13 protein-coding genes are annotated in these 15321 nt (G+C 71.2%); 3 read left to right on the plus strand and 10 right to left on the minus strand.

Translation table 11 applies throughout. The annotated features are described in order from the left end of the window. Positions 1–613 (minus strand): 2-oxoacid:acceptor oxidoreductase family protein (locus ACLVWQ_RS13165; RefSeq protein ID WP_414108666.1); only part of this gene is annotated, 613 nt, incomplete at its 3' end. A gap of 179 nt (positions 614–792) precedes the next feature. Between ACLVWQ_RS13165 and ACLVWQ_RS13170 the strand changes: the two genes are divergently transcribed. Both ACLVWQ_RS13170 and ACLVWQ_RS13175 read left to right on the plus strand, forming a co-directional pair. Beyond that, complete coding sequence (locus ACLVWQ_RS13170) at positions 793–2358, plus strand: acyl-CoA carboxylase subunit beta (RefSeq protein WP_414108667.1); 1566 nt, start codon at positions 793–795, stop codon at positions 2356–2358. After that, positions 2355–2543, plus strand: coding sequence for an acyl-CoA carboxylase epsilon subunit (locus ACLVWQ_RS13175; protein ID WP_414108668.1), 189 nt, complete (start codon positions 2355–2357; stop codon positions 2541–2543). Before ACLVWQ_RS13170 ends, ACLVWQ_RS13175 begins: the two co-directional genes overlap by 4 nt. Positions 2544–2581: 38 nt before the next feature. On the opposite strand, the gene ACLVWQ_RS13180 is transcribed toward ACLVWQ_RS13175, so the two are convergent. From ACLVWQ_RS13180 to ACLVWQ_RS13215, 8 genes are all read right to left on the minus strand, one after another. Then, on the minus strand, positions 2582–4423 hold the full coding sequence (locus ACLVWQ_RS13180) for a sugar-binding domain-containing protein (RefSeq protein WP_414108669.1): 1842 nt from the start codon (positions 4421–4423) through the stop codon (positions 2582–2584). A gap of 100 nt (positions 4424–4523) precedes the next feature. Further along, entirely contained in the window at positions 4524–5162 is a 639-nt protein-coding gene (locus ACLVWQ_RS13185; RefSeq protein WP_414108670.1) for a hypothetical protein, read from the minus strand. 9 nt (positions 5163–5171) lie between these two features. Beyond that, positions 5172–6008, minus strand: coding sequence for a carbohydrate ABC transporter permease (locus tag ACLVWQ_RS13190; protein WP_414108671.1), 837 nt, complete (start codon positions 6006–6008; stop codon positions 5172–5174). Continuing rightward, positions 6005–6976: a carbohydrate ABC transporter permease gene (locus ACLVWQ_RS13195; protein ID WP_414108672.1), complete on the minus strand. Its 972-nt coding sequence runs from the start codon at positions 6974–6976 to the stop codon at positions 6005–6007. The genes ACLVWQ_RS13190 and ACLVWQ_RS13195 overlap by 4 nt, the downstream gene beginning before the upstream one ends. Further along, the gene (locus ACLVWQ_RS13200) at positions 6973–8313 is read right to left on the minus strand and encodes an ABC transporter substrate-binding protein (RefSeq protein ID WP_414108674.1); all 1341 of its coding nucleotides are present in this window, start codon (positions 8311–8313) and stop codon (positions 6973–6975) included. Before ACLVWQ_RS13200 ends, ACLVWQ_RS13195 begins: the two co-directional genes overlap by 4 nt. A 137-nt stretch (positions 8314–8450) precedes the next feature. After that, positions 8451–9191 (minus strand): cupin domain-containing protein, encoded by a 741-nt coding sequence (locus ACLVWQ_RS13205; protein ID WP_414108676.1) that lies wholly within the window; start codon positions 9189–9191, stop codon positions 8451–8453. Continuing rightward, positions 9185–10138 carry a PmoA family protein gene (locus tag ACLVWQ_RS13210; RefSeq protein ID WP_414108678.1) on the minus strand — a complete coding sequence of 318 codons (954 nt, stop codon included), beginning with the start codon at positions 10136–10138 and terminating at the stop codon, positions 9185–9187. The genes ACLVWQ_RS13205 and ACLVWQ_RS13210 overlap by 7 nt, the downstream gene beginning before the upstream one ends. After that, the gene (locus ACLVWQ_RS13215; RefSeq protein WP_414108679.1) at positions 10135–11283 is read right to left on the minus strand and encodes a Gfo/Idh/MocA family protein; all 1149 of its coding nucleotides are present in this window, start codon (positions 11281–11283) and stop codon (positions 10135–10137) included. The genes ACLVWQ_RS13210 and ACLVWQ_RS13215 overlap by 4 nt, the downstream gene beginning before the upstream one ends. Positions 11284–11562: 279 nt before the next feature. On the opposite strand from ACLVWQ_RS13215, the gene ACLVWQ_RS13220 reads away from it, so the two are divergent. Further along, positions 11563–12606, plus strand: coding sequence for a LacI family DNA-binding transcriptional regulator (locus ACLVWQ_RS13220; RefSeq protein ID WP_414108680.1), 1044 nt, complete (start codon positions 11563–11565; stop codon positions 12604–12606). A 410-nt stretch (positions 12607–13016) separates the two neighbouring features. Here the strand turns inward: ACLVWQ_RS13220 and ACLVWQ_RS13225 are convergent, their stop codons facing one another. Beyond that, positions 13017–15080, minus strand: coding sequence for a glycoside hydrolase family 97 protein (locus ACLVWQ_RS13225; protein ID WP_414108681.1), 2064 nt, complete (start codon positions 15078–15080; stop codon positions 13017–13019). Positions 15081–15321: the final 241 nt, after the last annotated feature.

The following is a 15321-nucleotide window of genomic DNA, read 5'->3' on the forward strand; positions in this document are numbered from 1 at the left end:
TCGCCGACAAGAACGACTCGGTCCCCTCCGTCGGCCGGTGATACATCCACGACAACAACCCCAACGCGAACATGTTCTTACTGCGCTCCGCCTCCTTGCGGGAGAGCCCGAACTCCTTGAGCGCCTCGACGGTCAGCGTGGTCAGCGGCACCGGATGAAGGCGGTAACCGTCGAGGAGACCGTCTTCCAGCGGCGAGGTCGCATACCCCGCCTTCCGCGTCGCCCGTTTTGTGAACTCGTCCGTGTTCACGATGATCTGCGCGCCGCGTGGCAGGTCGGAGAGGTTGGCCTTGAGCGCTGCCGGGTTCATGGCGACCAGGACGTCGGGTGCGTCGCCCGGGGTGAGGATGTCGTGGTCGGCGAAATGCAGCTGGAAAGACGAAACGCCCGGCAGGGTTCCTGCGGGCGCGCGGATCTCGGCGGGGAAGTTCGGCAGTGTCGAAAGGTCGTTCCCGAACGACGCCGTCTCGGAGGTGAAACGGTCTCCGGTGAGTTGCATACCGTCACCCGAGTCCCCCGCGAACCGGATGACCGCTCGGGGCCGGCGCTCGGTGCGCGTGGGGGTGGTCGCTTTCGTCGGAGGGTCTGCGGTGGGTGATGAGGCAGCAGTCACCGGTCCTCAACTTCCTCGCTCGGGAATCGCGGCCGTTGCAGCTTCGGTACGAGTGCTTGAGGGGCGGTCAAGAAGCGGTGCATCCGGCCGGGGGCGCACGAGGCGCGCGTGAGCCGGTTTCCAGCGCCGCTCCAGCCCCACTGCGCACCCTGGGGCCGACGCACCGAGAAAGGGATCACATGGACCTTCACCCACTTCCGCTCCGGGAACGCACGGCCGAACTCCACGAGTTGCGTGAGGCGGTGCGCCGCGGTCCGGACGGACGGGCGACACGGGCGCAGCACGCGAAAGGGAAGCTGACCGCGCGCGAGCGACTCGACATCCTCTTCGACAAGGGCACGTTCACCGAGACCGAGGGCCTTCGCAGGCATCGTGCCGCCGGTTTCGGGATGGAGGGCCGGCGCCCGCACACCGACGGGGTGGTGACCGGCTGGGGGACGGTGCACGGCCGTACGGTCTTCGCCTACGCACACGACTTCCGGATCTTCGGCGGAGCGTTGGGCGAGGCGCACGCGCAGAAGATCCACAAACTGATGGATCTGGCTTCGGCGACGGGTGCCCCGCTCATCGGTCTGTGCGACGGTGCGGGCGCCCGCATCCAGGAAGGTGTCACCGCGCTCGCGGGCTACGGCGGAATCTTCGCCCGCAACGTCCGCAACTCCGGGGTGATCCCCCAGATCAGTGTCGTCATGGGCCCCTGTGCCGGGGGTGCCGCCTACTCTCCCGCGCTCACCGACTTCGTCTTCATGGTGCGCGGCACGTCACAGATGTTCATCACCGGGCCCGATGTCGTCCAGGCGGTGACCGGCGAGGAGATCACCATGGAACAGCTCGGTGGCGCCGATCCGCACGCCATGACCTCGGGCGTGGCCCACGCGGTCTTCGACGACGAGGAGGAGTGCCTGGAGCACGTCGGGTTCCTGCTGTCGTTCCTGCCCGCCAACAACCGCGAACTCCCGCCCGCGCTGCCCGAGTCGGACCCGGCGGACCGCCGCACCGAGCCGCTGCTGGACCTCGTGCCGGCCGACTCCCGTGCCTCGTACGACATGCGCGCCGTGATCGAGGAGATCGTCGACGACGGCAACCTGTTCGAGGTCCACGAGCACTGGGCGGCCAACATGGTGTGCGGACTGGCTCGGCTCGGCGGTGAGGTCACCGGTGTCGTCGCCAACCAGCCCACGACGCAGGCCGGGGTGCTCGACATCCACGCCTCCGAGAAGGCGGCCCGGTTCGTACGGTTCTGCGACGCGTTCAACATTCCGCTCGTCACACTCGTCGACGTCCCCGGCTTCCTGCCGGGTGTCGACCAGGAGCACGGCGGGATCATCCGGCACGGCGCGAAGTTGCTGTACGCCTACTGCGACGCCACCGTGCCCCGGGTACAGCTCATCCTGCGCAAGGCGTACGGCGGCGCGTACATCGTCATGGACTCCCGCTCCATCGGCTGCGACATGTCGTTCGCCTGGCCTGCCAACGAGATCGCGGTCATGGGTGCCGAAGGCGCGGCCAACGTGGTCTTCCGCCGGGAGATCGCCGCCTCCGACGATCCGGGGGCCACCCGCGAACGGCTCGTCAAGGAGTACCGCAGTGAACTCATGCACCCCTACTACGCGGCGGAACGTGGCCTCGTCGACGACGTGATCGACCCTGCCGAGACTCGCTCCCGCCTCATCGGCGCTCTGCGGATGCTGCGCCGCAAGCACGTGACGCACCCGTCACGCAAGCACGGGAACCCGCCGCAGTGAGCCCCGCCGGCCACACCGTCCGGGTGGTACGGGGCCACCCCACCGACGCCGAACTGTCGGCCCTGCTCACGGTCCTGCTGGCACGCGCCAGGCCGGTGGACCGTCCCAGGACGGGCCGGGCTCCGCTCGCCACGCGGTGGGCCACGGGCTGGGCCGCCCAGGGATTCCCCGGCTGGGCGGCATGAGACCCGACCTCCGCCGGATCACACCTCACTCACCCCACTCACCCCCGCTGAACCCGCCCGAGAATGGCCCGCATCTCCGCCACCGGGATCTTGGGCCTGCGGTCCGCCGTGAACAGGCCGTTGATCTCCTGCTCCGTGTCCGTGAACTGGGTGAAGCAGAAGCCCGCGAGGCCGGAGTCCACCGCGGCGCCCACCAGGTCGGCCAGCCGGTCGGTGAACTCCTCCTTCGTGGCGACGGTGTCGTAGCCGAACCACTCGGCGCCCTCGGCCGGTTCGAAGGTGGCCCCGCCGAACTCGCTGAGCACGACCGGCTGGCCCTGGTGACGTACGCCGTCCAGGAGGAGCCGTTTCGCGCCGGGCCACGGATCGGTGAGTTCGCCGCGGCGCAGCGAGGCGTGGCCGTAGCGTTCGCGCAGCACCTCCGCGCGCTGCGTGTAGTCGTGGACGCCCCAGATGTCGGCCGCGGATATCTCCCACCCGTCGTTGGAGACCGCGGGGCGGGACGGGTCCAGGGTCTTGGTCAGGTGGTACAGGGCATCCATGAAGTGGCGCTGTTCGGGGACGAGCGCGGGGTTCGGGACGGACCAGGACTCGTTGACCGGCACCCAGGCGACGATCGAGGGATGGCTGAGGTCGCGGGAGATCGCCTCGGTCCACTCGGCGACCACCCGCCGCACCGTCGTCGTGCCGAACGTGTAGGCCGAGGGCATCTCCTCCCACAGCAGCAGGCCGAGCCGGTCGGCCCAGTAGAGGAAGCGGGGGTCCTCCAGCTTCTGGTGGATGCGCAGCCCGTTGAGCCCGGCCTCCTTGGCGAGTTCGGCGTCGCGGCGCAACTCGTCGGCGGACGCGGACAGGTGGGACCCGGGCCAGTACCCCTGCTGCAGCGCGAACCGCAGGAAGTACGGCTTGTGGTTGAGCAGGAAGCGTCCGCTGTCCCAGCCGACGTCGCGCAGTCCCAGGTAGGACGTGACACGGTCGACCACCGGAGTGCCGGCACCGCCGACCACCGCCGTGCCTGCACCGCCGTCGTCGTCCGCCGCGTCGCTCAGTACCACCGTCGCGTCCACCAGATGCGGGTGCTCCGGGCTCCAGAGCAGCTCCTCCAGGGCCTGCCCGTGACGCAGCGCCGGCACCGAGATGTCGAACACCGTCTCCTGACCGTCGGCCAGTACCCGCTGCTCGGCGAGCACCCGGTCCGCCAGAGCCAGGCGCACCGTCACCGCGAGAGGCCGCCGCGGCCACGTGGCGAGGCGCACCTCGCAGCGGACCCGGGCATGGGCGACGTCGGGTGTCCAGTGCAGCGACGCCACATGCTGCTCGGGCACCTCCTCCCACCACACCGGCTGCCAGATGCCGGAGGTGCGGTGGTACCAGATGGCGTGCGGGTCCCGGCGCCAGTCCTGCTTGCCGCGGGGCTGTGTGGCGTCGAGCGGCTGGTCCTCGACCCGGACGACGAGCACCTGTTCCCCATCCCGCGTGACGGCGTCGGTGAGATCGCAGGTGAAGCCCGTGTGGCCGCCCTCGTGACGGCCGACCGGATGACCGTTCAGCCAGACGTCGGCCCGGTGGTCGACCGCCCCGAAGTGCAGCAGGAGACGCCGGCCCGCAGCCGGCGCGGTCACGTCGATCGTGCGCCGGTACCAGAGCACGGGGTGGAACCCGGTGTCCCCGATGCCCGAGGCCGCCGACTCCGGGGGATACGGGACCGTGATGGTCGAGGCGAAGGGCTCGGTGGTGCGCGGATCCATCCAGCGGTCGGACCGGCCGCGATCCTCGTCGTCGTGGGCGAACCGCCACGGACCGCTCAGGTCGTGCCAGTCGGGATCCCGGACGATCTGCGGCCTCGGGTGGCCTGCGGCGTCCAGATGGGTGTGGGGCATGCGAGATCTCCGGTGGGGCGTGCATAGGGGGTGGGGGTGGGGACGGGGCGTGAACAAGTGGGGGGAGGGAGAGGGAAGGAGGCCGGGGCGAGTGACGGGGTCAGCCGGGCGGTGGGCGGTCCCCCGCGCCGGGGAGGTCGACCGCCGTGCCGCGGAGGTCCACCACCGTCGCGGCGAACGCCAACGGCCCCGGCAGCAGCGGCAGGAGCAGCGGTATCGACCAGGCCAGCAGCACGGCCAGGACGATCGCGCCGGCCAGGAGGAGCGTGCCGCGCCGGTCGGCCACCGACCGGACCAGAGCCTCGCGGGCCGACAGCCGGTACGGGGCGTCCAGTGCCGTGGCACGCAGCCCCACGACCATGGCGCCCAGGGTCGTCAGGGTTAGGGCGGGTGCCATCACGGCCGCGCCCGGCAGTGCGCTGCGCACCAGCGCGGCGTCGACCAGCAGGACGACGACGAGCAGCGGCGGGACCAGCCCCGCGGCCAGCGCCCGTACCGTCAGGTGGGCCCGCAGGTGGCCGAGGTACACCCGGGCGCCGGCCTGTGCGCCGTCGCCCGCCGTGTCCCGGAGGGTCGCCGACGCGGCGGAGAAGGCGGCCGGAATCGTGACGACGGGCAGACAGGCGACACCCGTGAGCAGGCCGACGAGCAGCATGTCGGCGAAGAGGGTGAAGCCGGATCCGAAGACCTCGCCGGGTTCCCGGCGGTCGCTGGGCGGCAGCGTGGGTGCGTGTGCCATGTCGCCGCCTCAGCCCTTCAGTCCGGAGGTCGCCATGCCCTGCACCAGATAGCGCTGGAACACGAAGAAGAACAGCACGATCGGCAGCACCGAGATCACCGACATCGCGAACATGGGCCCGTACGCGGAGGTGCTGGACTGGTCGACGAAGCTGCGCAGGGCCACCGTGATGGTGAACTTCTCCGGCGCGAACAGATAGATCATCTGCGTGAAGAAGTCGTTCCACGTCCAGATGAACGTGAAGATCGCCGTGGTGATCAGCGCCGGCCGGGTCAGCGGCAGCGTGATGGCCCAGTACGTACGGAACGGGCCGCAGCCGTCGATACGGGCCGACTCCTCCAGCTCACGCGGCAGCCCCCGCATGAACTGCACGATGAGGAAGACGAAGAACGCCTCCGTGGCGAGGAACTTGGGCAGGATCAGCGGCCAGTACGTGTCCACCATGCCGAGCTGGTTGAAGATGATGTACTGCGGGATCAGCACCACATGGTGCGGCAGCATCAGCGTGGCCACCATGAAGGCGAACATCACCTTGCTCATCCGGAAGCGCAGCCGGGCGAACGCGTAGGCGGCCAGGGAGCACGACAGGACGTTGCCGATGACGGCGCCGCCCGCGATCAGCACGGTGTTCCAGAGGAGCCGGGTCACCGAGACGTCCGAGACGCCGTCCATCGCGGTCGTGTAGTTGGACCACTCCAGATGGCTCGGCCACAGGTCGAGGCTGGTCACCACCTGGTCGGCCGGCTTGAGCGACGTGGCGAGCAGCCACGCCAGGGGGTACAGCAGGACGAGCAGGCCCACGACCGCGATCGTGTGCGGCAGCCATCGCTTGGCAGTCAGGTTCATCGTCCCTCCTCGTCCGCGTAGAAGACCCAGGACCGGGACGTCCTGAACAGGATCAGCGTGATGACGCCGATGGCGATCAGCAGCAGCCAGGCCATGGCCGCCGCGTAGCCCATGTGGGAGGCGGTGAAGCCGCGCTCGTACAGGTACAGCGTGTAGAACATCGTCGAGTCGGCGGGGCCGCCGTCACCGCCGCTGATCGCGTAGGCCGGGGTGAACACCTGGAAGGACTGGATCATCTCCAGCACCAGGTTGAAGAAGACGACCGGGGACAGCATCGGCACCGTGACGGAGACGAACTGCCGCCAGCGGCCCGCGCCGTCCAGCGCCGCCGCCTCGTAGAGGTCGGGCGAGATCTGCATCAGCCCCGCGAGGAAGATCACCATGGGGGCGCCGAACTGCCACACCGTCAGCAGGACGACCACGAACACCGACAGGTCGGGGTTGCCGATCCAGCCTGCGCCGCCGCCGATGCCGAGGGTGCTCAGCAGATCGGGGACGGTGCCGCCGTCGTTGAACAGCGCCCGCCACACCAGGGCGATCGTCATGCTCGCCCCGAGCAGCGAGGGCGCGTAGAAGGCGGAGCGGTAGAAGGCACGGCCGCGGCCGAGGTTCTTCAGCAGCATCGCCGCCCCGAGCGCGAGCAGCAGCTTGAGCGGCACGGCGAGAACGACGTACAGCAGCGTGGTGCCCACCGACCGCCAGAACCGGGGGTCCTCGGTCAGCATCTCCTTGTAGTTGCGCAGCCCCACCCACTGCGGCGGGTCGAACAGGTTGTAGTCCGTGAACGACAGGTACAGCGACACGGCCATCGGCACCAGCGTGAGCACGATCGCGCCGAGCATCCACGGCGTGAGGAACACGAAGGCGGGCCACTGCTGTTCACGCCGCGGGCGCCGGCGCCCGGCCGGCGCTTCCGATGTCGTCGCGCGCCGGGCGCTCGCGGGCGCCCTGGTCGACACTGTGCTCATGACCGCAGCTCCCTCTTGGCCTCGTCGATGAGTTCGCGCGCCGCCTGCCGCGGAGAGGCCAGGTCGTACATGACGCGCTGGTACGCACGCTTGAAGGCGGTCTGGATCGCGACATCGCCCCGCGGGGGTGCGGTCGGCGGGGCGTCCAGGCCGTACTTCTCCATCGTCAGCGAGTACTCGTAGATCTCCCGCTCCGCTCCTTCGAGGGTCTTGGCGACGGTGGCGGCGATCTTCCGGTTCGGCGGTGTCGACCGGCTGAAGCCGAGGACGGCGCCGGCCCGTGGGTCGTTGACGAGGAAGTCGACCAGCGCGGTCGCCTCCTCGGGGTGCGGCGTGTTGGCCCCGACGCCCACCAGCATCGAGGGCTTGAAGTACGCGCCCTGCTTCCCGTCGGTCGTGGGGACCGGCGCGTAGTGGATCTGGTCGCCCATGAGCGCCGTGTAGCCGGGGAAGGGCGCGTCCCAGGTGAAGTCGGCGGCGGCGAGCCCGCGGCCCATGGGGCTGGTCTCCGTGGTGATCGCCTGCGACGTGTCCTTGGCCTGCGCGGTGGCGCCCTCCCTGCGGAGCTTGTCGCTGAACGTCCAGAACTCGGTGAGGTCGTCCTCGGTGAAGCCGAGCTTCGTCTGGCTCGCGTAGAGCTGCCCGCCGCGGCTGCGCAGCCAGTCCTCGAAGATGTCCTCGTTGACCCCGTTGTCGTTGGCGCCCGCCTTGGGGCGTCCGTCCGGGGACTTCAGACCCAGGTCGGCGATCTTCCGGTTGGCGTCCGCCCAGTCGTCCCAGGTCCAGTCGGGCCGGGGCGTGGCGATGCCCGCCTTCTTGTAGACGGCGGCGTCGTACGCGTATCCGGTGATCCCGCGGCCCATCGGCACCGCGTACTGCTCGCCCTGGTAGGTGCCGGTGTGCAGGAAGTCCTTGTCGATCTCGGACGTGCGGATCGAGCCGTCCGCGACGGCGTCGCCCAGCGGCAGGAGCGCGCCGCCTCCCGAGTACTGGGAGATCTGCCGGTAGTCCAGCTGGGCCACGTCGGGAATGCCACCGCCCGCGGCCTGGGTGGCGAGCTTCTGCATGTACGAGCCGAAGTCCGCGTTGGAGGTGCGGACGGTGATGCCGGGGTGTTCCTTCTCGAAGAGCCGTACGGCCTCTTTGGTGCGCTCGGCACGGTCGTCGTTGCCCCACCAGGTGAAGGTGAGGGTGACGCCGCCTGACGCGGTGCCGCTCTCGGCGGAACACGCGGAGAGCGAGGCCGTCAGAGCGGTGCTGAGACCGACGGCGGCCGCTGCCAGGACGGCCCGGCGGCCTGGGTGTCGGCGCCGGCCACTGCTTCGGGGCTCGGGCATGGGGGCCTTCCAGAGATGGGAAGAGACAATGGACATGGACATGGACATGGACATGGACATGGGCGGGGTCGGCGTCGGCGGTGGCGGTGGCGGTGGATGCCGGATCCAGGCCCGGATCCGGCATCCACCGAGGGGAGTCAGATGCCCGGGTAGACGGCCAGCCGGCCGCACATGCCGAAACGGCCGCGTGCGGTGGGTCCGGTCGCGGCCACCCCGGCCTCGGCCAGATAGGCGGCCTCGTCCTTGCCGCGCAGCGCGTCGAACTGCGCGCGGGTCGCCTCCGCGGCGGCGTGCGCACCGTCGCGCCACCGCTGCTCCCAGTCGTCGAGGCGGGGCCGCACCAACTCGGCGGCGGCCCGCCGGAACGCCGCGAGCGGCTCCGGATCACCGGCCTCGAAGGCCTCGCGCAGCTCCAGGAAGCGCCGGGTCGCCAGGTCGCGGCGGGCGCGCGCGATCCGTACCTGCTCGGCCTCGGGGACGTCGGACGGGATACGGATCGCCTCGGCGTACGTGTCCGCGTCGACGAGGCGGTCCGGCGGCAGGGTGAGCACCGCGTCGCCCGCCTCGGGCAGACCGCTGTTCTGCATCACGACGGTGATCTCCAGGCCCCCGTCGTTGATCAGCCGATGGATCGTGCCCGGCGTGAACCAGGCCACGGTGCCAGGTTCCAGCGCCGTCTCCTGACAGCCCGAGGCGGTGAGGGTCTGCACCGCGCCCCGGCCCGCCGTCACCACGTACCCCTCGCTGCACGTGAGGTGAAGGTGCGGGGTGCCGCCGCCGGGCAGGCCCTCGACGGTCGGCCAGTCGTACACGGTCAGCCGGGACACGCCGACCGCCGCCGGGAAGCCGCCGTACGTTCCGCTCGCCACGCTCACCATGCCAGCCCCGCCAGGTGCGCGGCGATCCGCTCGCGGTCCCAGGCGCCGTCGGCGACGAGGACGCGGTAGCTCCGGGCGAGGGTGTCGCCGGGGGAGAGGACCAGCTCCTCGTGGAACGCCCAGGACGGCGCGACCGCGGCGAACGGGTCGCTGCGTACGAACCAGTGCGCCGGGTGCGTCCCCTTCTCGCCCGCGTGGTCGTTGGCCGGCGCGTGCTCGAAGACGAGGGTGGCGTGGCCGTCCCGTCCGTCGTGCTCACCGACGTACGCCAGCCAGGGGGCCTGGCTGCCCATCAGGTCACCCTCGACGGCGGACTCGGCGGACTCGGCTGCTTCGGCTGCTTCCGAGATGAAGACCTGGCCGTCGCGGAAGGCGCGCGGGCCGCGCCAGAACAGCCCGGTGTAACCGGCGGCGGGGCGGCCATGGGTGGTGGGGCTGCCGAACCGCAGCGGCTCGGTACGCCGGTTGGTCACCGCCGACGTCCAGGTGAAGGCCCAGCTGCCGGCCTCGGGGTCGACGTCGGTCACCTCGATGCGGCGCTCCTCCTCGGCCCACAGCGTGCCGTCGTGCGGGTGCCAGGTCAGCCGCTCGGCGATGACGACGCGGTCCTCGGAGGCCGTGACCTCCTCGAAGCCCACATGGGCCATCGAGCCGACCTTCTCGGCCAGCGGGAGGTACCCCTCGCCGTGCACATAGGTGTTGCCGCCCCACAGGTTCTGCCCCGACAGATGGGACGCCGTCAGCTGCAGCCCCTTGTGCCACCGGTGGTCGTTGGGGCGGTAGTCGGTGACGAGCCCGCCGGACAGGGTCCGGATCGGGTGCAGGTACGGCTTGGGTGCCTCCCAGGCGGCTTCCGGACGGTACACGTAGGAGAACAGCTCGGTACCGGTCGCCTCGTGGGCCACGGTGATGCGGTCACCGTGGGCGTGGGTCAGCGAGAGCGTCATGCGTGATCCTCTTCCTTGCGCGGGCCGGCCGGCGCCCAGCCTGGGGCGCCGCCGTGCAGCTCGGTGTAGTACGGGTCACCGGGACCGATGTCGCCGGCCCGTACGGTCGTGTCGGTGAACGCGGACTTGTACACGGCGGTGATGAACTCCAGCGTCTGCCGGCCGCCCGAGCCGCTGGTCGCGTGGCGCCGGCCGTTCCTGATGTCGTCGACCAGGACGCGCAGTTGGGCCAGGTGCGAGCTGGGCAGGTCGGTGCCGAAGTCGCGCCAGGCCGCCACCGTCTCCTCGGGAACCCCGGGCGCGGGGGTGATGCGCCAGTCCGCGTTGCGGTAGCCGTACAGGTGGGTCAGCTCGATGGTGGCCAGCTCGCAGTCGATGCGGATACGGCTGACCTCGTCCGGGCTCAGCACGCTGTTGACGACGGTGGCGACGGCCCCGTCGGCGAAGCGGACCTGCGCGGTGGACACGTCCTCGGTCTCCACGTCGTGCACGAGCCGGGCGGCCATGCCGCGCACCTCGGCCCACGGGCCCATCAGGTCGAGGAGCAGGTCGGTCTGGTGGATGCCGTGCCCCATCGCGGGGCCGCCGCCCTCGGTCGCCCAGCGGCCCCGCCACGGCACGGCGTAGTAGGCGCGGTCCCGGTACCAGGTCGTCTGGCAGTGGGCGACCAGCCGCCGGCCGAACGCGCCCGCCCGCAGCAGACCGCGGATGTGCCGCGCGCCGGAGCCGAAGCGGTGCTGGAAGACGATGGAGGCGTACGGATCCGCGTCGCCGCCCTTCTCCGCGGCCTCCATGGCGTCGAAGTCCGCCAGCGACGGGCACGGCGGTTTCTCGCTCCACACCCAGGCCCCGGCCGTGAGCGCCGCCACGGTCTGCTCCCGGTGCACGGCGGGCGGCGTGCACAGCACCACCAGGTCCGGCCGGATCTCGGCGAGCATCGCGCCGAGATCCGTGGACGTGTACGCGATCCCCGTCTCGTCGGCGAGGGCGCGTGCCGCGACCGGGTCGACGTCGACCGCTGCCACGATCTCCACCGCGCCCTCGTCGGCCAGGGTCCGCAGCGCGGGGAGGTGGCTGGAACGCGCGATGCCTCCCGTGCCGACCACGGCGGTGCGCAGCGGGGTGTACGAACGGTTCGCGGACATGCGGACCCTCTCAAGAGACAGACAGACAGACGACAGATGGACAGTCGGGCGGGCGGGCGGACGGGCCCCACCGCGGGCAGCGCGGACGGCCTCGATGTGCGGCGGCCGGCCCCGGTGTGTGGCGCGGCCGGTTCTGATCGGTCGGTTCCAACGTTGTAACCGCCGCGTATCCCCGAGGTCAACCCCTTGGAAGAGAGCGCTTTCTCGACGGGGTCGGTGCTGACACGCGGGGCAGGGGCGTGCATAATCGAGGAAAACTATGCTTATGGGGGCTCGTCGGTGGCGGCAGTGACACTCAAGGAAGTGGCGCAACGCGCGGGGGTGTCGATGAAGACCGTTTCCAACGTTGTACGCGGCGCCCCGCGGGTGTCCGACAGCACCCGGACACGCGTGATGCAGGCAGTGACCGAGCTCGGCTACCGGCCGAACCCCTCGGCGCGCCGGCTGCGGACCGGCCGCAGCGGTCTGATCGCCCTCGCGGTCCCGGACCTCGCCACGCCCTACTTCGCCGAGCTGGCGCACCACGTGGGGGCGGAGGCGTCGGCCCAGGGCTTCACGGTGCTGATCGAGGAGACGCTGGGGGACGCCAGGGAGGAACTGCGGCTGGCGACCGGCGTCCACGCGTCGCTGCTGGACGGCGTGATCCTCTCGCCCCTGCATGTGTCGCCCACCGACCTCGCGCCCGTCGCCGACGAGTTCCCGCTGGTCCTGCTCGGCGAGCGCAGCTACGAGCACGATCACGTCGTGGCCGACCACGTCCTCATCGACAACGTCGCCGCGGCCCGTGACGTCGCCGCGCACCTGGCCGGCCTGGGCCGTACGCGGATCGGCGCCATCGGCGTGGACCAGCCGCAGTCGGCGACCAGCCGGCAGCGGCTGGAGGGCTTCCAGCAGGGGCTGCACGAGGCCGGGCTGACCTACGACCCGCGTCTCGCGGCACGGGTCAAGGAGTTCGACCGCAGCAACGGACTGCTGGCGATGCGCAGCCTTCTCACGCTGCCGGCCGAGGAGCGGCCCGACGCGGTCTTCTGCTTCAGCGACATGCTGGCCGTCGGTGCCCAGCACGCCTTGTACGAAGCGGGCTTGAGCGTTCCCGGCGATGTCGCCGTGGCGGGCGTGGACGGCTCCGAGGAGGCGCTCTACAGCACGCCCTCCCTCACCTCCGTGGTCCCCGACAAGGCCGCGATCGCCTCCTTGGCCGTGAAGTGCCTGGCGGCCCGCATCCGTTCGGAGGAGCGGACGTCGTTCGAGGTGTACAAGGCTCCGCACTGGCTGGAGGTGCGGGAGTCCACGGACGGGGTGCGGCGGCGCCTGTCCCGGTGAGCGGCGGAGCCCGCTCCGGCGGGGTGCCGCCGTCGTCGTACTGGTCGCGTCCGGGACCCGCCACGGCGGCGACCGGAAGCCGTCGCGCACACCCGCGCCGCCCCACGGCCGCACCGCCGCCGGCGACCGCGACTTGACGATCCGTCGGCGCCGGGTGTCCGCTGGCCCCGACGCCCCGACGCCCCGACGCCCCGACGCCCCGACGCCCCGACGCCCCGACGCCCCGACGCCCCGACGCCCCGACGCCCCGACGCCCCGACGCCCCGACGCCCCGACGCGCAGTTCTTGGGTTGTCGGCCCGGGAACGGCGAGCCCGACGCCCGACGGAGCACGGGCAGTCGACGGAGCGCGGGCAGCCGATGGTGCACGGGCAGTAGACCGGGCCCAGGCGGTCGACCGGTCGCAGGCGGTCAGCGCACCCCGGGGCGGAAGCGGATCGCGGTGCCCCCGCCCGCGGGCAGCCTCAGCTTCAGCACGGTGGACGCGCGCACCGTCTCGGTCCGGATGTCGATCGGCAGGGGATTGTCGTGCCAGCTGGTGTCCGCGGCGTCGCTGTAGATCTCGGCCGTGTACCGGCCCCGGCCCAGGAACCGCAGCGGCAGCCGCAGCGTCCGGTCGTTCTCGTCGGTGATGGCGCCGAGGTACCAGGTGTGGCCCTTGCGGCGGGCCGCCACCGTGTAGTCGCCGATCACGCAGTCCAGGAAGCGGGTCTCGTCCCAGCTGGCGGGCATGTCCTTGAGATAGGCGAACCCGGGGTGGGCGTGGTAGTTCTCCGGGGTGTCGGCCAGCATCTGCAACGGGCTGAAGAACACCGAGTACAGGGCGAGTTGCGCGGCCGACGTCGTCTGCACCCGGGTCCCGAGCCCGGCCGGGTCCCAGGTCACGGCGAGCACCCCCGGGGTGTAGTCGGCGGGCCCGCCCATGAACCTGGTGAACGGCAGAACGGTGGCCTGCTCCGGCGGGTTGCCGAGCTTGCCCATGTAGTTCTGCTGTTCCATGCCGGCGACGCCCTCGCCGGTCATCATGTTCGGGAAGGTGCGGCCGAGACCGGTCGGCTTGATGGCCTCGTGCGCGACGATCATGATCTGGTGACGGGCGGCCGTCTCGACGACCCGCTGGTAGTGACGCACCGCCTCCTGGTCGAAGTGGCTGCGGTTCACCCCGCCCAGCACGAACTTGGTGGCGTAGCCGGTCTTGACGGAGTGGATGCCCAGCTCCGCGTACCGCGAGAAGATCGTCTCCAGGTTCTGCTCGTAGTAGTCGACGAAGCCTCGTGTCTCGTTGTGCGCGGTGAACCCGACACCGTTGGCCCGTGCGTAGCGCAGGACCTCGGGCAGGTCGAAGTCGGCGCGCGGGGTGAGGAAGTCCTGACCGGTCCAGCTGCCACCGGAGTTGGTGTTCCAGCCCTCGGCGAGTACGGACGTCGCGCCCGCCTCCCTGGCGAGGTCGATGTAGCGCTTGACCCGCTCCGTCGTGGCGCCGTGCTTGGGGCCTTCGGTCCAGGTCGTGTGCCGGCGCTGCAGTTCCCACCAGACACCGACGTACGTGCCGGGTGAGACCCACGACGTGTCGGAGAGCGCGCACGGCTCGTTGAGGTTCTCGATGAGATGCGATTCGGCGAGTTCACCGGGCCGGCCGCCGATGACCAAGGTGCGCCACGGGGTGGCGAATTCGCCTTCGAGGTGGGCCTTCGCGCCGTCGGGAAGGCTGATCAGCTCACTGGTGAGGGTGCCGGGCCTGCCGCTGTCGGCGGCGAGGGTCATGCTCGGGTAGTCGATCAGCGCGGCCTCGTGCACCACGACGTACGCGCCGTCCGCGGTGGCCAGCGACAGCGGGGTCTGCGCGGTCTTCACGTCCGCCAGCGCGAGCCGCCGGTAGTGCTTCTCGTCGGCGTTCCAGTCGGTGCCCGCCGCCAGCGACCAGCTCGTGGCGGTCGGCGGCAGGGCGAACTCGGTCCGCTCGGCGGTCACGGTGTAGCTGTCGAGCCCGGCCTGGGCCGGCAGGCGGTAGCGGAAGCCGACGCCGTCGTCGAAGACCCGCACGATCAGGTCGAGCCGTAGTCCGGTCGCCGGTTGCACGGTCCGCAGTACGGCTTCCCGCGCGTGGTTGCGGACGACCGCGTCGGGCCCCCACACCGGCCGCCATCTCTCGTCCACGGTTCTGCGCCGCACGGACTCCAGCACCAGTCCGCCGGTGAGCGGGGGCCGGTCCGCCAGGTCGAGCCCGAGCCCCGAGGACGACACCAGGACCTTGCCGCGTCGTGCGACCTCGTAACGCAGCCGTCCGTCCGTCACCCGCACGGTCATCCGCAGCCGGCCGTCCGGCGAGGCGATCGTGACGTGGCCGGGCGGCGCGGCGGAGCCGGCGGACGCAGCTGAGCCGGCGGACGCGGCGGCGGGTGCCGCGAGGGCCCCGGTGAGGACGGCGCCGGCGGTGGCGCCGAGGACGGCACGGCGGTTGGGGACAGGGGTCATGTCACGCTCCATCACGGGTGGTTGGCTGCAGTACTGGGCGCCGCCCTCGCGCCGGCGTCGTGCTCCGCGCCCCCTTCAGGAGTCGGGCAGGGCGGAACGTCGACGCGCGGTCTGCCGCACCGGGTGCCGTTGCCCGTAAGTCCAACGTTGTAACAACCGCTTTCTGTGCACGTCAACCCTTCGGCGGACAGAAGTGTCGCGCGGGGGCGCCGAGGACCGGCGTCGGCCGGATTTCCGGTGT

The sequence above is a fragment of the Streptomyces sp. CWNU-52B genome, assembly GCF_047444975.1.
Classification (GTDB): Bacteria; Actinomycetota; Actinomycetes; order Streptomycetales; family Streptomycetaceae; genus Streptomyces.